14 protein-coding genes are annotated in these 16,469 nt (G+C 71.8%); 6 read left to right on the plus strand and 8 right to left on the minus strand.

The features are described 5' to 3' along the window. Nucleotides 1-110: 110 nt before the first annotated feature. Both O3W51_RS27225 and O3W51_RS27230 read left to right on the plus strand, forming a co-directional pair. Nucleotides 111-941, plus strand: coding sequence for an RNA polymerase sigma factor SigF (locus O3W51_RS27225; RefSeq protein ID WP_138356276.1), 831 nt, complete (start codon nucleotides 111-113; stop codon nucleotides 939-941). A 44-nt stretch (nucleotides 942-985) separates the two neighbouring features. Then, on the plus strand, nucleotides 986-1,765 hold the full coding sequence (locus tag O3W51_RS27230; protein ID WP_269287614.1) for a hypothetical protein: 780 nt from the start codon (nucleotides 986-988) through the stop codon (nucleotides 1,763-1,765). 37 nt (nucleotides 1,766-1,802) lie between these two features. Here the strand turns inward: O3W51_RS27230 and O3W51_RS27235 are convergent, their stop codons facing one another. Then, nucleotides 1,803-1,991 (minus strand): hypothetical protein, encoded by a 189-nt coding sequence (locus tag O3W51_RS27235; protein ID WP_138356277.1) that lies wholly within the window; start codon nucleotides 1,989-1,991, stop codon nucleotides 1,803-1,805. Nucleotides 1,992-2,140: 149 nt separating this feature from the next. Between O3W51_RS27235 and O3W51_RS27240 the strand changes: the two genes are divergently transcribed. The 4 genes from O3W51_RS27240 to O3W51_RS27255 all read left to right on the plus strand — a co-directional run bounded on the left by O3W51_RS27240 (nucleotide 2,141) and on the right by O3W51_RS27255 (nucleotide 7,407). Beyond that, nucleotides 2,141-3,076, plus strand: a complete 936-nt coding sequence (locus tag O3W51_RS27240; RefSeq protein ID WP_138356278.1) for an aldo/keto reductase — start codon at nucleotides 2,141-2,143, stop codon at nucleotides 3,074-3,076. Nucleotides 3,077-3,262: 186 nt separating this feature from the next. Beyond that, a complete protein-coding gene (locus tag O3W51_RS27245; protein ID WP_138356295.1) occupies nucleotides 3,263-3,793 on the plus strand; it encodes a MarR family winged helix-turn-helix transcriptional regulator in 531 nt (176 codons plus the stop codon). 11 nt (nucleotides 3,794-3,804) lie between these two features. Beyond that, nucleotides 3,805-6,270, plus strand: coding sequence for an MFS transporter (locus O3W51_RS27250; RefSeq protein WP_198357203.1), 2,466 nt, complete (start codon nucleotides 3,805-3,807; stop codon nucleotides 6,268-6,270). A 309-nt stretch (nucleotides 6,271-6,579) separates the two neighbouring features. After that, nucleotides 6,580-7,407 carry a YceI family protein gene (locus O3W51_RS27255; RefSeq protein WP_138356280.1) on the plus strand — a complete coding sequence of 276 codons (828 nt, stop codon included), beginning with the start codon at nucleotides 6,580-6,582 and terminating at the stop codon, nucleotides 7,405-7,407. A 25-nt stretch (nucleotides 7,408-7,432) separates the two neighbouring features. On the opposite strand, the gene O3W51_RS27260 is transcribed toward O3W51_RS27255, so the two are convergent. The 7 genes from O3W51_RS27260 to O3W51_RS27290 form a co-directional block, all read right to left on the minus strand. Continuing rightward, nucleotides 7,433-7,897, minus strand: coding sequence for a PPOX class F420-dependent oxidoreductase (locus O3W51_RS27260; protein ID WP_138356281.1), 465 nt, complete (start codon nucleotides 7,895-7,897; stop codon nucleotides 7,433-7,435). Between the two features lie 69 nt (nucleotides 7,898-7,966). Next, complete coding sequence (locus O3W51_RS27265) at nucleotides 7,967-8,719, minus strand: TetR/AcrR family transcriptional regulator (protein ID WP_164294831.1); 753 nt, start codon at nucleotides 8,717-8,719, stop codon at nucleotides 7,967-7,969. A gap of 61 nt (nucleotides 8,720-8,780) precedes the next feature. Continuing rightward, on the minus strand, nucleotides 8,781-10,256 hold the full coding sequence (locus O3W51_RS27270; RefSeq protein ID WP_232484875.1) for an MFS transporter: 1,476 nt from the start codon (nucleotides 10,254-10,256) through the stop codon (nucleotides 8,781-8,783). Between the two features lie 182 nt (nucleotides 10,257-10,438). Next, complete coding sequence (locus O3W51_RS27275; RefSeq protein ID WP_269287616.1) at nucleotides 10,439-12,709, minus strand: ArnT family glycosyltransferase; 2,271 nt, start codon at nucleotides 12,707-12,709, stop codon at nucleotides 10,439-10,441. Next, nucleotides 12,706-14,007: a bifunctional glycosyltransferase family 2/GtrA family protein gene (locus O3W51_RS27280; protein ID WP_269287617.1), complete on the minus strand. Its 1,302-nt coding sequence runs from the start codon at nucleotides 14,005-14,007 to the stop codon at nucleotides 12,706-12,708. Before O3W51_RS27280 ends, O3W51_RS27275 begins: the two co-directional genes overlap by 4 nt. Nucleotides 14,008-14,032: 25 nt before the next feature. Next, complete coding sequence (locus O3W51_RS27285) at nucleotides 14,033-15,631, minus strand: sensor histidine kinase (protein ID WP_269287618.1); 1,599 nt, start codon at nucleotides 15,629-15,631, stop codon at nucleotides 14,033-14,035. After that, nucleotides 15,628-16,371: a response regulator transcription factor gene (locus tag O3W51_RS27290; protein WP_138356286.1), complete on the minus strand. Its 744-nt coding sequence runs from the start codon at nucleotides 16,369-16,371 to the stop codon at nucleotides 15,628-15,630. The genes O3W51_RS27285 and O3W51_RS27290 overlap by 4 nt, the downstream gene beginning before the upstream one ends. Nucleotides 16,372-16,469 lie beyond the last annotated feature (98 nt).

The following is a 16,469-nucleotide window of genomic DNA, read 5'->3' on the forward strand; positions in this document are numbered from 1 at the left end:
GACATGTGACATTCTGCAGGAACCGCGTTTGTCGCGACCCGGCCTCCGGTATTCAGGTGGAGGAACAAACCGTCGCTCGCGACACCCGTCCGCGACCTCAAGGGGGTGGCATGTCCGTTCAGGTGGGCAGTCCTCAGGTGCGCCGTACCAGCGCACCAATCGATGCACGCACCGGCGAAGCCATCGACACCCGCACACTGTCCCGTTCGCTGTTCCTGCGCCTTGCGGAACTGGAACAGGACAGCCCGGAACGAACCTATGTGCGTGACACGCTCATCGAGCTGAACCTGCCACTTGTTCGGTATGCGGCAGCCCGCTTCCGCAGCCGCAACGAGCCGATGGAAGACATCGTCCAAGTGGGCACGATCGGCCTGATCAAGGCAATCGACCGCTTCGACTGCAACCGCGGCGTGGAGTTCCCGACGTTCGCGATGCCCACCATTGTCGGCGAGGTGAAGCGGTTCTTCCGCGATACGTCGTGGTCAGTGCGGGTGCCGCGGCGGCTGCAGGAACTGCGGCTGGCGCTCACCAAGGCGAGCGACGAACTCGCGCAGAAGCTGGACCGGTCGCCGACGGTGGCCGAACTGGCGGTCTGCCTGGGCGTGTCCGAGGAGGACGTCGTCGACGGCCTCGCGGTCGGCAACGCCTACACCGCCAGCTCGCTCGACTCGCCGCCGCCGGAGGACGACAGCGGTGAGGGCACCCTCGCGGACCGCCTCGGCTACGAGGACACCGCGCTGGAGGGCGTGGAGTACCGCGAGTCGCTCAAGCCGCTGCTCGCCCAACTCCCGCCGCGTGAGCGCCAGATCATCATGCTGCGGTTCTTCGCGAACATGACGCAGTCGCAGATCGGCGAGGAGGTCGGCATCTCCCAGATGCACGTCTCCCGGCTGCTCACCCGCACGCTCGCCCAGCTCCGGGACGGCCTGACAGCGGAATAGACCGGCCCGCTGGTTCGCTGACGTTCCGTCAGTAGACTGGCGCGATGGTCGCGATAGCACGGATGTCTGGCCGCCGGGGCGCGGCACTCGCCGTCCCGGCGGTTGGCGTGGCCCTGCTGCTGGCGATGACGACGGCCGGCTGCGGAGCGGCGGGCGACGACGGGTACGTGGCGGTCGGCGGGGTCGGTCCCTCGCAGGGCGGCGCGACGGGGGACGTACCGCCGGTCGGTCCGGTCGTGATGGTGCCGCTGGACGGCCCGGCACCGCCGGGACCCGGCAGTGGCACACCGTCCGCACCGGGCTCGACCCCAGGATCCGGATCAGGCCCCAGCGCTCCCGGATCGGCTCCCGGTTCGACGGGGGGCCAGGGGACGACCCCTGGAACCACGCCCGGGGGCTCCGGCACGCCGGGGAACGGTTCACCGGGGACGTCGCAGCCGGGAGGCGGCGGCTCGACGGCACCCGCACCACCCGGCACGACCCCACCGCACACGCCACCACCGGGCACGACGCCGCCGGCATCGCCCGCGCGGCTGACCGTGAGCACGCCGAAGCGCGCTCCGGCCGCGGACCGGTGGTGCGAGAAGGTGACGGTCACCTTCACCAATTCCGGCGGCAGAGCGGCGACTTCAGGCAGCGTCACCTTCGGCACCCACATCATCGGCGGCCTCGGCATCGACTGGGCGACGATCGAGACCACGAAGCCGGTGCCGGTGCCCCTGGCGGGCGGCGCCTCCAAGGTGCAGACCTGGGAGATCTGCGTGGATGCCTGGCGGGTTCCGCTGGGCATGCACATCGAGACCCGGGACGTCACCCTTACGTGAGCGACGCGGTCCGGTCCCGTGCCGTCGGGCGGTGCCGTCAGCGCATCGCGAGCGCGACGACTCCGGCGATCACCAGGACGGCGACGACGATGCCGATGATCAGGCCCGTGCGCTTGCCGGACCCGGTCTGGGCCTGCTGCTGCTGGAGTTGCTGCGGCTCCTCGACGAAGGCGCGGAACATCTGGGTGTCGCCGGCGGGGTCGTAGTTGTTCTCAGGGTTCGACATGCTGCCCGACCCTAGCGAACAAGCGGAATCCCGGGCACCCCCGGGTGCGCCTGGGAGACCGACGCCACGTCCCCGTCACGTCCGCCGGAACCTCCCCCTGTCACCTCCCCGCAGGAATACCGCCGGCTCCCGGCCGGTTGTAGGTGCCCATGGCACGCATCGGAACATCTGATCTGGACGTCTTCCCGCTCGCCCTGGGCGGCAACGTGTTCGGCTGGACGGCCGACGAGGCGCAGAGCTTCGCCGTACTGGACGCGTACGCGGCGGCCGGCGGCAACTTCGTCGACACCGCCGACGGCTACTCGGCGTGGGTCCCGGGCAACTCGGGCGGTGAGTCGGAGACCCTCATCGGGAAGTGGCTGGCCTCCCGCGGCAACCGGGACGCGATCGTGGTCGCCACCAAGGTCAGCAGCCACCCGGACTTCAAGGGACTGCGGGCCGACAACATCCGGGCCGCCGCCGAGGCGTCGCTGCGCCGGCTCGGCACGGACCACATCGACCTCTACTACACGCACTTCGACGACCCGCAGATCCCCGTCGAGGAGATCCTCGGCGCCCTGGACGAGCTGGTGCGCGAGGGCAAGGTGCGGCAGATCGCCGCGTCCAACATCTCCGCGGAGCGGCTGGCGGAGTCGCTGGCCTTCTCCGAGCGGGAGGGGCTGGCCTCGTACGTCGCCCTGCAGCAGCTCTACAACCTGGTGGAGCGCACGGACTACGAGGGGGCGATGGCCGAGGTGGTCGCCTCGCACGGCCTGTCGTCGGTCCCCTATTACGCGCTGGCCTCCGGCTTCCTGACCGGCAAGTACCGGACCGGCACCGTGGTGGACAGCCCGCGGGCGGGCGGCGCGGGGAAGTACCTGGCGACCGGCCGCGGACAGCGGGTGCTGGTGGCGCTGGACGAGGTCGCGCAGGCGCATGACGCCGAGGTCGCGACCGTGGCGCTGGCCTGGCTGGCGGCGCAGCCGACCGTCGCGGCGCCGATCGCGAGCGCGCGCACCGTGGAGCAGCTGCCGGCGCTGCTGGCGGTGGCGGATCTGAAGCTGACGGCCGAGGAGCTGGACCGGCTGACGGCCGCGTCCGCCTGACCTGCGGATATGACGTAGCACTCGCTTATCCCATCGGGGGGATCGCCCGTCTCGCTTTACTGGAGGCGGGCGATTCCTTTGGGGATTCTTGACCGCCTAGGGCGCAGATTCATTTGCCTGTAGCAACCAACCACCCCTACAGTTGCTCAAGGCAACCAATTGGACGATGAGACGATCGGCGGGGCTGTGGCGACGAAGGAGCACTGCGCGGAGCTCGCCCGCCAGTTGCGCGTCGTCATGGGCGTCGGCAGGGAAGTGGGCCGGGCACTGCCGCCCGAGACCCCGCCCTCGACCGTCGCGGTGCTCACCGTGCTCGGCCGGTACGGCGAGATGCGGATGAGCCGGCTCGCCGAATATCTCGATATCGATATATCGGTCACCAGTAGACATGTCGCCTATCTCGCCGAGCGCGGCTGGATCGACCGCACTCCCGACGCCCTCGACAAACGATCCCGGCTGCTGCGCCTGAACCCGCACGGCGAAAAGGTGCTGGCCGCCTCTTCGGACCGTGCCGCCGAGGTGCTGGCGGCCCATCTGAGCGACTGGTCAGACGACGACGTCGACCTGCTGTCCGGCCTGCTGGACCGGCTGCGCCTGAGTTTCGGCGACTGCCGGCCCAAGGCCCACGCCCCGCACGCCCGGACGGCCCACGCAGCGCACCCGGCCACCACGGCCGGCACCGGCACGGCCCACACACCCCGTACACACGCGAATTGACGAGGACGAAGATGGCTACAACCACACCGACCGGTGTGCGGGAGGCGGAAGCCCACGGTGGGCCCGCGGCCCCCATGTCGCACCGGCAGATCATGGAGGCGCTGTCCGGGCTGCTGCTCGGCCTGTTCGTGGCGATCCTGTCGTCCACGATCGTCTCCAACGCCCTGCCCACCATCCTCGCGGACATCGGCGGCGGGCAGAGCGCGTACACCTGGGTGGTCACCGCCGCCCTGCTCGCGGTCACCGCCACCACCCCGCTCTGGGGCAAGATGTCCGACCTGGTCAGCAAGAAGCTGCTGATCCAGATAGCCCTGGTCATCTACGTACTCGGCTCGATCATCGCCGGGTTCTCCACCAACCCCGGCATGCTGATCGCCTGCCGGGTGCTCCAGGGCGTCGGCGCCGGCGGTCTGTCGGCCCTCACCCAGGTGATCATGGCGGCGATGATCTCCCCGCGGGAGCGCGGCCGTTACAGCGGCTACCTCGGCGCGGTCTTCGCCGTCGCGACCGTCGGCGGCCCGCTGGTCGGCGGCGTCATCGTCGACACCGACTGGCTCGGCTGGCGCTGGTGCTTCTACGTCGGTGTACCGTTCGCGATCATCGCGCTCATCGTGCTGCAGAAGACGCTGCACCTGCCGGTAGTCAAGCGGAAGGTCAAGATCGACTGGTCCGGCGCGTTCTTCATCTCCGCGGCCGTCAGCCTGCTGATGATCTGGGTCTCGCTCGGCGGCACCAACTACCCGTGGATGTCCTGGCAGACCTATGTGATGGTGCCCGGCGCCTTCCTGCTCGGCCTGGTCTTCCTGTTCGTCGAGTCCAAGGCGTCCGAGCCGATCATTCCGCTGCGGCTGTTCCGCAACAAGACGATCACTCTCACCTCGCTCGCGAGCCTCTTCGTCGGCGTCGCGATGTTCGCCGGCACCGTCTTCCTGAGCCAGTACTTCCAGCTCGCGCGCGGCAAGACCCCGACCATGTCCGGCGTGATGACCATCCCGCTCATCGCGGGCCTGTTCATCTCCTCGACCGTCTCGGGCCAGATCATCACCAGGACCGGCCGCTGGAAGGGATTCCTGGTCGGCGGCGGAGTCCTCCTCACCGCGGGCGCGGCGACGCTGGGCCTGCTGCGCTACGACACCCCGTACTGGCAGGTCGCGATCTACATGGCGCTGCTGGGTCTCGGCATCGGCATGATGATGCAGAACCTCGTGCTCGCCGTGCAGAACCAGGTCAAGCCGGAGGACCTCGGCGCGGCCAGCTCGCTCGTCACGTTCTTCCGCTCGCTCGGTGGCGCGGTCGGCGTCTCGGCGCTCGGCGCCGTCCTCGGCAGCCGCGTCACGAGCCTGGTGTCCGACGGCCTGGCGGCCCTCGGCATCAAGGGCGGCGACGGCGGCGGCATCCCGGACGTCGCCAAGCTCCCGGCCCCGGTCAAGGGCGTCGTGGAGAGCGCGTACGGGCGTGGCATCGGCGATGTCTTCCTGTACGCGGCACCGTTCGCACTCATCGCGCTGCTGCTGGTGATCTTCGTCAAGGAGGTGGCGCTCAAGACCAACAGCGGTCTGCAGCAGGTCGCGGGAGCGGAAGCGGCTGCCGCCGCCGGTGGAAGTGCCCGTGGTGCCGAGGTGACCCTGCCCGCGACCTCCTTCGCCAAGGAGGTGGCCGCCATGACACCGGTGGCGATACTGGACGACCGGCCGGTGTCGTCCGGCGACGACGGCACGCCCGTGCACGGCATCGTCAGCATCACCGACGGTACGGCCATCAACCACGCCAAGGTCACGCTGATCTCGCTCCAGGGACAGCAGCTGGGCAGGTCCGTCACCGGCTCCGACGGCCGCTACCTTCTCGAAGCGCCCGGCGCCGGCTCGTACGTCCTGATCGCGGCGGCCGACGGCCACCAGCCGCAGGCGTCGACCGTGCTGGTCGGCGACGCGCCCCTGCCGTTCGACGTGGTGCTCAGCGGCGCCGGCGGGCTCACCGGGACCGTGCTGGGCGCGGTCGACAGCCTGCCGGTCGTCGAGGCGATGGTCGTCGTGACCGATGTGCGCGGCGAGGTGCTGGGCACCGGGAAGACCGGTGACGGCGGCGGGTTCGCCTTCGCCGAACTGCCCGCGGGCGACTTCACCGTCGCCGTGAACGCCCCCGGCTTCCGGCCGGCCGCGCTGCCCGTCGAGGTCGGCGGCACCGGCGCCACCCGCGTCGAGGTCGTGCTCCAGCCCGGCGCGCAGGTGCGCGGCGTCGTACGGGCGGGCGCCGACCGGCGGCCGCTGCCGGACGCCAAGGTCGTCCTGGTCGACGCGGCCGGGAACGTGGCCGGTACCACGACCACGGGTGCGGACGGCGCGTACGCGTTCACGGACCTCGACGCGGGCGAGTACTCGCTCGTCGCGAGCGGTTACCCGCCGCTGGCCACCGCGTTGAGCGTGCAGGGGCGCGGGGCCGAGGAGTTCGACGTCGAGCTCAACCACCCCGAGGGGTAACGGGAACAGCCCCCAGCCCCCGGACTCCGGACCGTCGGACTTCGGACTTCGGACTTCGGGGGACAGGCTTCCGGACGATCGGCCCGCGTGCCTTGCGGAGAGGTGCGGGCCGGTCCGGAGGGATCGGGATCCGAGCGACGGCCGGAGCAGGGGACGGCCGAGGCCGTCGCACCGGATCCCCTCGCCGGGCGGGCGCCGTCGAACGGGCCCGCCCGGCGATCGACAGCAGCGCGGCACCACTGCACCACCGCACCAGAGCACCACGGCCGGGCCCACGGGACACCGGCACGTCACGGGAGGCGAACCTCGATGAGCAGCCACGGCCTGCGGGCCCGCGTACGCACCAGGGACGGCTGGGCCGTCTCGCACGCGGTGCTGACCGTCACCGACATGACGGGCAGTCAGGTCGACCGCCAGGAGGCCGATTCCGACGGCGTCGTCCGTACCGGACCGCTGCCCGCCGGCTCCTACACCGCCATCGTGACGGCGATCGGGTATCTGCCGGCCGCCTCGACCGCGATCGTCACCGCGTCGGGGTCCGCCGACGCGGGCACCGTGACGCTCAACCGCGCGGGCGGCGTGGAACTGCCGCCGCCCGGCACCTGGACCATCGACCCGGCGCACTCCTCCGTCACCGCGACCGCCCAGCACCTCGGGATCTCCAGCGTGCAGGGCCGGTTCACCGTGTTCGGCGGGCGGATCGAGATCGACGGGCGGACCGCCGCGTCATCCGTCGACGCCGTCATCGAGGCCGCGTCGATCGACACCGGCAACGCCCTGCGGGACGGGCATCTGCGCTCCTCCGACTTCCTCGACGCCGAGGTCCACCCCAAGATCACCTACCGCAGCACGGGCGGCCTGGAGCCGGCCGGCGAGGAGCGCTGGACCGTGCAGGGCGAACTGACCCTGCACGGCGTCACGCGGCCCGTCGATCTCGACCTCGCGTACCTCGGCACCGGCCCCGACCCGTGGGGCGGGGTGCGCACCGCCTTCCGCGCCACGACCGAGCTGCGCCGCGCCGACTTCGCGATGAACTACAACCAGGTCGTCCAGGCCGGGATCGCCGCCATCGGCACCACACTCAAGGTCGAACTCGCCATCCAGGCGGTGCGCGGCACCGAACTGCCCGGGTCGTAGCGCGAGAGCCAGGGTGCCGGGGGCGTTACGCGAGGCGGGCCGGGAATCCGCCGGTCGCGATCGGGCCCCAGCGCTCCGGGGTGATGCGGATCAGCGACTTGCCCTGCTTGATCATCGCGGCCCGGTACTCGTCCCAGTCCGGGTGTTCACCCGAGATGTTGCGGAAGTACTCGACGAGCGGCTCGACGGAGTCCGGCGGATCGATGACCTCGGCAGAGCCGTCGATCTGCACCCAGGGCCCGCTCCAGTCGTCGGAGAGGACGATGACGCTGGCGCGCGGATCCCGCCGGGCGTTCCTCGTCTTGGCGCGTTCCGGGTAGGTGGACACGACGATCCGCCCGGAGTCGTCGACACCGCAGGTCAGCGGCGAGCCCTGGGGCCGGCCGTCCGCGCGGGTGGTGAGCAGGATCGCGCGGTGGCGTGGGCGGACGAACTCCAGCAGCTCGTCGAGGGACGCCTTGGTGTTGGTGGCAATCGTTTTGGGAGCCATGCCAAAACACTAGCGGCGCGGCTCCCTGCCGGGCCGGTGCGCACGCCGGTCCCCGGAGGCCTCAGGTCTTCAGGTCCGCAGGTGCCGGTCGCGCATCGTCTCGATACCGGCGATCACGCACTCCAGCCCGAAGGTGAAATCCCGCTCGCGCTGCTCGGCGACGGACACGGTGCGGTGTTTGAGCAGATCGAGCGACTCCTCGAAGCCGGGACGGTCCGCGACGGTGCCGGCCCAGTCGGCGTAGAAGTCGTCCTCGTCCTGGCCGCTGGCCCGGAACCGTTCGCCCCACCGGCCCTCGACGGTGCCGTAGCCGTAGACGAACTGGAAGACGCAGCCGAGCGCGCCGGTCATCTGCTCGGCCGCCAGGCCGGAACGGGCCAGGGCGCGCATCGAGAGGTTCGCGAAGTCCATCGCGAACGGACCGATGTTGAGGTATTCGCCGATCAGGTGCGCCGTCCAGGAATGGCGCACCAGCATCGCGCGGTAGCCGACGGCGAGTTGGCGTACCTCGTCGCGCCAGTCGGCGTCCGGCTCCTCGGCCGGCAGCGCGATCTCGCCGTGGACCGCGTCCAGGACGCGCTCCAGCAGGTCGTCCTTGCTGTCGACGTACCAGTAGACGGACATCGCGGTCACGCCCAGCTCGGCGGCGAGCTTGCGCATCGAGAACTTGGCGAGACCGTCCGTGTCGAGCAGCCGGACGGCGGTCGCGACGATCCTGTCGCGGTCCAGTCCGGCCGGCTGCTCGCTGCGGCGCTTGGCCGCCGGACGTTCGTGCAGCCACACGCTGGCACCGGGCGTGGTCGCGCGGCTGTCCTCGGCCATGGCGGGCGGTTCCCTTCGGGTGTTCCGGGTCGTCGGGCCTGAGGGCTGCCCGCCCCCGATGCTATGCCGCTTCCGAACGCTCGGCCCTGCGCAGCAGGAGTGCCGCGAGGAGACCGCCGAGCAGTACGGCGGCGGCGCCGATCAGCTGGCTGGCTTCGAGGCCGGCGGAGAAGTCGTCGACCAGCCAGGTGCGCTCGGCGGCCGTACGGGCGCCGGCCAGGGCGGCCGGCAGCGAGCCCGCCGCGAAGGAGGAGGCCAGGACGGCACCGAGGACGGCGACGCCGAGCCCGTTGCCGAACTCGGTGAGCGTTCCGTTGACGCCCGCGCCGATACCGGCCCGCTCCACCGGGATGGCACTCATGATCGCGTTGGCCATGGCGGGCATCGCGAAGGCGATACCGGCGCCCATCAGGACCAGACCCGCGCACATCCCCGGATAGCCGTGGCCGCCGAGCAGCGCCACGGCGGCCAGGCCGGCGGCGAGCATCGACATCCCGGCGAGGATGGCGACCGGGGTGCCGGCCTTCGCCAGCAGCCGGGCGCCGATGCCCGCGAGGTTCAGTACGACGATGCTCAGCGCGAGCGGCGCGGTGCGCAGCCCCGCCTCCAACGGCGTGTACCCGAGCACGAACTGCAGCTGCTGGGTGAGCAGGAAGAGCGACCCCGCCATGCCGAACGAGACGAGGATGCCGCCCGCGACGGCGCCCACGAAGCGGCGGTCGCGGAAGAAGGTCATGTCGAGCATGGGGTGCGGGGTGTGCAGCTCCCAGCGGACGAACGCGGCGAGCCCGGCGCAGCCGGCGACGGCCGGGAGCAGGACGTCGGCCGAGGTCCAGCCGTGCCCGGGACCGGAGATGATCGCGTAGACGATGCCGGTCATCCCCACCATGGAGAGCAGCGCGCCGAGGAGGTCGGGGCGGTCGCCCGACGGGTTCTTCGACTCGGGGACGAGCCGTGCCACGGCGGCGCCGCCGAGCAGTGCGACGGGGATGTTGACCAGGAAGATCGCACCCCACCAGAAGTGATCGAGGATGACCCCGCCGATGAGGGGTCCCGCGACGAAGCCGAGCGAACTGATCGCGCCCCACAGGCCGATCGCCTTGGGCCGTTCCTCGTCGTCGAAGATCTGGACGACGACGGCGAGGGTGGTGGTCATCAGCAGCGCGCCGCCGATGCCCATGCCCGCGCGGGCCGCGATGAGCTGCCCGGCGGAGTGCGCGAAGGCGGCGCTGCACGAGCCGGCGCCGAAGAGCGCCAGACCGACGAGCAGCATCCGCTTGCGGCCGTAGCGGTCGGCGGCGCTGCCCGCGGTGAGCAGCAGGCCGGACTGGACGAGCGCATAGGCGTTGATCATCCACTGGATGTCGGAGGTGGTCGCGCCCAACTCGGTGCCGAGGGACGGGATCGCGACGTTCAGGACCGTGTTGTCGAGCAGCACGGTGAGCTGGGCGAGACAGATGACGCCGAGGATCAGCCAGCGCTGGGGGTGGCGTTCCTTGGCCGCTCGCGGGATGGCGGTGGTTGCCGTGGCTGGCAAGCGGACTCCTTATACGGTGTACGGGGCAATACGTTGTACGCCGTACAGCTGTCCCTGTACGGTGTACAAGAGATTTCACGGAAAGGGCGGTACCCGCAGGTCACGATGCCTGCGGATACCGCCCTACCCCTCTCGATCGTCCTCTCGGGCGTCCTCTCGATCGCTCTCCCGAACGCCCTGCGTCAGCTCTTCGCGGGGCTCGTCAGGTCGTAGACCGTCGTGCTGCCGACCGTCTTCGCGGTGAACGCGGAGGTGACCCAGGTGGTGATCGCCGAGGACGTGCCCTGGCCGCCCATGCCACCGCCCATGCCACCGCCCATGCCGCCGGAGGAGGAGATGAAGTAGTGGATCTTCCCCTCGGCCACGTACTGCTTGAACCGCGCGAGCGTCGGTGACGGGTCGCTGCCGTTGAAGCCGCCGATCGCCATGACCGGGTCGCCGGTGGCCAGTTGGTAGCTGGCGGAGTTCTGCGAACCGATGGCCGCCGCGACCCAGGTGTAGTCCGAGGCGTTCTGCTCCAGGAGCGTCTTCATCGCGGAGCTGACGGTGGCGCCGCCGAGCAGCCCGCCCATCCCGCCGCCACCGCGACCACCGGCCGTGCCGCCGTCGCCGGTACCGCCACCGGCCGTACCGCCGCGTGGGAAGCCCTGCGCGCCCTGGCCGGGCTGACCCTGCTGACCCTGCTGGCCGGGCCGGCCGTTCTGGCCGCCGCCCGGAACCGTCGGCGGCTGCCCGCCGCCGCCGGGCAGGGCCTGGCCGTTCTGGCCCGCCTGCCCCGGCATGCCGCCGGGAGCGCCGCCGCGCATCCCGCCGGGACCGCCCCTGCCGCCCTGGACGGCGGGGCCCGCCGTCACGATCGAGCCGCTGTGACCGGTGTCGACGGTGTTCAGGGTGTACGCGAACGGTGCCGCGAGCGCCGCCGCGATACCGAGACCCGCCACGGCGGCCGCGAACCGCCGGCCGAGCCGTACGGCGAGCAGCAGTCCGGCCGCCGCCAGCAGCCCGCCCGCCAGTACCGTCCAGCGCAGCCACGGGTGCCAGTCGGTCGCCCGGCCCAGCAGGACGTACGCCCAGTACCCGGTGCCCGCCGACGTCGCGGCGAGCGTGGCCGCCGCCGCGAGGTGCGTGCGCTTCTCCCAGAGCAGCGTCGCGCCCATGCCGACGAGGGCGGCGATGTAGGGCGCCAGGGCGATGTTGTAGTACTGGTGGAAGATGCCCGACATGAAGCTGAAGACCCCGAAGGTCATCAGCAGCGAGCCGCCCCAGACGAGGAACGCGGCGCGCCGGGCGTCGGTGCGCGGCGCCCGCCGGGTCAGCCACAGCCCCGCGGCGAGCAGGACGAACGCGGCCGGCAGCAGCCAGGCGATCTGACCGCCCATGTCACCGTCGAAGAGCCGGGTGATGCCGGTGGCTCCCCACTGGCCACCGCCCTGGCCGCCGCCCGCTCCCCCGCCGCCGACGCTGCCCGTCTCGTTGCCGGTGATCCGGCCGAAGCCGTTGTAGCCGAAGGTCAGCGACAGGAAGCTGTTGTCCTGCGAACCGCCGATGTACGGGCGGGACGACGCGGGCCACAGCTCGACGATCGCCACCCACCAGCCGCCGGAGACCAGCAGGGCGAGCCCTGCCAGGGCCAGTTGGCCGACGCGCCTGCGGAAGGCCGTCGGCGCGACGACCGCGTAGACGACCGCGAGCGGCGGAAGGATGAGGAAGGCCTGCAGCGTCTTGGTCAGGAAGGCGAGACCGAAAGCGACACCGGACCAGACCAGCCACTTCGTCCGGGCGCCTTCGAGGGCGCGCAGCACGCAGTAGGCAGCGGCCGTCATCAGGAGCGCGAGCATCGCGTCCGGGTTGTTGAAGCGGAACATCAGCGCGGCGACCGGGGTGACCGCCAGGACGGCGCCCGCGATCAGTCCGGCGGCCGGGCCGGAGCGGCGGCGGACGGCGGCGTAGAGCACGCCCACCGTCGCGACGCCCATCAGCGCCTCGGGGACCAGGATCGACCACGAGTTGAGGCCGAAGATCCGGACGGCGATCTCCATCGGCCAGAGCGAGGCCGGGGGCTTGTCGACGGTGATCGAGTTCGCCGCGTCGGACGAGCCGAAGAAGAGCGCCTTCCAGCTCTCGCTGCCCGCCTGGACGGCAGCGGAGTAGAAGGAGTTGGCGTATCCGGACGCGCTCAGGTCCCACAGGTACAGCGCGGCGGTCACCGCCAGCAGCGCCAGGAACGCGGGACGCACCCAGCGGGCGTCCTCGGCCCGGCCCCGCCAGACGCGCGCCGCGAAGCCGCGGGGGCCGGACGGGGCGGACGGGGCGGACGGTGCGGCCGCCCGGTGCCCGCCGGGCTGCGGGGCGTGCTCGGGCACCGGGGTCCGGGTCACCGGACCGGGCAGGTCGGCGGGCTCCGGCGGCGGACCGGCCGGGAGGCCGGCCGGGGTTCTGTACGGCGCGGTCATCGTGCGCTCCTCGGGTCGGAGTCGTAGTCGTAGGTGGGAGTGGGAGTGGAAGTGGCGTCGGACGGGACCGCTCCGGACGGGAAGACCCAGGCGCGGAAGAGCAGGAAGCGCAGCACCGTCGCCGCGAGGTTGGCGGCGATGAGGACGGCGAGCTCCGTGCCGTGCGAAGGACGGGTGTTCGCCGTCTGCAGGGCGGCCAGCGAGCCGCTGGTCAGGGCGAGGCCGATCGCGAAGACGACCAGGCCCTGCGCCTGATGGCGGACGGCCTGCTCCCGGCCGCGGACGCCGAAGGTGAGCCGGCGGTTGGCGGCGGTGTTGCCGATCGCGGAGACCAGCAGCGCCGCCGCGTTGGCGGGCTGTGAGCCGAGCCCGAGCCGGAAGCCCGAGTACAGCACCAGATAGACCAGGGTGCTCAGCGCCCCGACGACGCAGAAGCCGACCAGCTGGCGGGCGAGGCCCGGTGGCACACCGCCCAGTTCGCGGTCGCGCGGATCGTCGCCGAACGGCCGGCGCAGCCGGTCGAGCGCGAGCGCCCCGGTGGCGAGCGCCCGGCCCACGCGCCAGACCCCTTTGAGGTCGTCGGCGGCCGTGCGGACGATGTCCACGGTGCTGTCGGGGTCGTCGACCCAGTCGACCGGCACCTCGTGGATCCGCAGTCCGGCGCGCTCCGCGAGCACCAGCATCTCGGTGTCGAAGAACCAGCCGGTGTCCTCGACCATCGGCAGCAGCCGCTCGGCGACGTCCTTGCGGATCGCCTTGAAGCCGCACTGCGCGTCGGAGAAGCGGGCGGCGAGCGAGCCGCGCAGGATCAGGTTGTAGGTGCGGGAGATGAACTCGCGCTTGGCGCCGCGCACGACGCGGGAGCTGCGGGCCAGCCGGGAGCCGATCGCCAGGTCGGAGTGGCCGGAGATCAGCGGGGCGACCAGCGGCAGCAGCGCGTTCAGGTCCGTCGACAGATCGACATCCATGTAGGCGAGCACCGGCGCCTCGGACTCCGTCCAGACGGCCCGCAGGGCCCGCCCGCGCCCCTTCCGGTCGAGCCGGAAGGACTCGACCTCGGGGATCTCCGTCGCGAGGCTCTTCGCGACGGCCTCCGTGAGGTCGGTGCTCGCGTTGTCCGCGATGGTGATCCGGAAGGGGTAGGGGAAGGTGTTTGCCAGGTGCGCGTGCAACCGCCTGACACAGGGCTCCAGGTCGTTCTCCTCGTTGTGGACGGGGATCACGACGTCGAGCACCGGGTCGCTGTGTGCGACCGGCAGGTGCTGCCGGGACGGCAGAGTGCCGAGGTGAGTTCGCATACCCCGACGCTCCACCGCCGCGCTGTCACGACCTTGTGGTGAACCTGAGTCCCGGCTGTGAGTCCGGCCGCGCGTCCGGCAGTTCGTCCGTCCGCACGTCGTGTGCCGTCATCTGGCGTACAGGTGACGGGAGTTGGACGGTGAACGCGGTGCGGCCGGGGGCGCTCTCGACCCACACGCGGCCGCCGTGCGCCGCGACGACCGCGTACACGATCGCCAGCCCGAGGCCCGTGGAGCCCGATCCGGCACCCCGGGCGCGTGACGCGTCGCCGCGTGCGAACCGTTCGAAGATGTACGGCGTGAGGTCGGGCGGGATGCCCGGACCGTCGTCCACCACCTGGAGCAGCACCCCGTGGTGCCGGTCACCGGTGACGCGCGCGGTCACGGTCGTGCCCGGCGGGGTGTGGGTGCGGGCGTTGCCCAGCAGGTTCGCCAGCACCTGCTGCAGCCGGTCGGCGTCTCCGTGCACGGTGGCCGGCTCGTCGGGCAGGTCCAGCCGCCACACGTGGTCGGGCCCGGCCGCCCGCGCGTCGCTGACCGCGTCCACGACGAGCGGTGACAGATCCGTCCCGGCGAGGCTCAGCGGCCGCCCCGCGTCCAGCCGGGCGAGCATCAGCAGATCCTCGACCAGCGACGTCATCCGTCCGGCCTCGGACTCGATACGGCCCAGCGCGTGCCGGGTGTCGGGGCCGACGTCCTCCCGGCCACGCCGGGTCAGCTCCGCGTAGCCGCGGATCGAGGCGAGCGGCGTCCGCAGTTCATGGCTGGCGTCGGCGACGAAGCGGCGGACCCGCATCTCGCTCTCCTGCCGGGAGTGCAGCGCGGAACCGACGTGCCCGAGCAGCCGGTTGAGGGACGCGCCGACCTGCCCCACCTCGGTGCGCGGATCGGTGTCCGCCTCCGGCACCCGCTCGTGGAGCGCCACCTCGCCCCGGTGCAGCGTCAGTTCCGACACCCGGGAGGCGGTCGCGGCGACCCGGCGCAGCGGCTGGAGGGAGATACGGATCAGGGCGGTGCCGGCGAGCCCGGCCGCCGCGAGACCGGCGGCGGTCACGCACACCTCCACCCAGACGAGGGTGTTGAGGGTGTCCTGCGCGCCGGAGGCCCGGATGCCGACGAGGTACGTGCCGTTCTGCGTCGTGACCGACTGCATGCGGTAGGTACCCAGGCCGGGGACGTCGATGCTGTGCGCGGCGCCGTCCAGCGGCAGGCTGCCCAGCGCCGCGGTCTGCGCGGCGTCGAGGGTCTCGGGCGTCACCTGCGGCCCGGCCTCGCTGTTCTCCGTCTGAGCGCTGAGCGCGCTGTCGGTGATCTTCCCGTCGCTGACCTTGGCGCCGATCGTGCCGAGCGGCTGGCCGCCGCCGATGACGAACCCCAGCTCGTTGCCGGACCGCAGGTGCGGCAACGGATTCGAACCGGGCGGCGGGCCCTCGGCGCGGTGCGCGACGGCGGCGAGCTGGGTGTCGAGCTGCCCGTACAGATAGGTGTGCAGGGCGATCGCGGTGACCGTGCCGATCACCGCGCACACGACGGCGACCAGCGCGACGGACGACACGACGAGCCGGCGCCGGAGCGACCACGGGCGGCTGGGCAGCGACCAGTGCCGCCGGCGCGGGGCCTTCACGCCGTCTCGCCCGGCTTGATCAGATACCCCGCCCCCCGCCGGGTGTGGATCATCGGGGCACGTCCCGCGTCGATCTTCCGCCGCAGGTAGGAGATGTAGAGCTCCACCACGTTGGCCTGGCCGCCGAAGTCGTAGGACCAGACCCGGTCGAGGATCTGCGCCTTGCTGAGCACCCGGCGCGGGTTGCGCATCAGGAAGCGCAGCAGCTCGAACTCGGTGGCGGTGAGGTGGATCGAGTCGTCGCCGCGGTACACCTCGTGGCTGTCCTCGTTCAGTACGAGATCACCGACGACCAGCATGGATTCGCTCCGTGCCGCGGCGGCGCCCGAGCGGCGCATCAGCCCGCGCAGCCGGGCGACGACCTCCTCCAGGCTGAACGGCTTCGTCACGTAGTCGTCGCCGCCCGCCGTCAGTCCGGCGATCCGGTCCTCGACGGCGTCCTTGGCGGTGAGGAAGAGCACCGGCACGTCAGGGGCGTCACGGCGCAGCCGGGCGAGCACCTCCAGGCCGTCCATGTCGGGCAGCATCACGTCGAGGACGACGGCGTCGGGCCGGGCGTCACGGGCGGCGCGCAGCGCGCCGGCGCCGTCGGCCGCGGTACGGACCTCCCAGCCCTCGTAGCGCAGGGCCATGGACAGCAGGTCGGAGAGAGCGGCCTCGTCGTCGACGACGAGGACACGCACCGGGGACCCGTCGGGACGGGACAGGTCGGCGGAGGCCGCAGCGGGGAAGGAAGGCATGGGACCAGCCTGGGAGGGGGCCCTGAGAGCATTCTTTCGGCTACCTGTGAATCTCCTGAGAAACGGCCGGTGGGGCCTGTGAGGGTTGGGCGGGGGTC

Origin of the sequence: Streptomyces sp. H39-C1 (assembly GCF_027158125.1) — a bacterium.
Taxonomy (GTDB): Bacteria; Actinomycetota; Actinomycetes; order Streptomycetales; family Streptomycetaceae; genus Actinacidiphila; species Actinacidiphila fildesensis.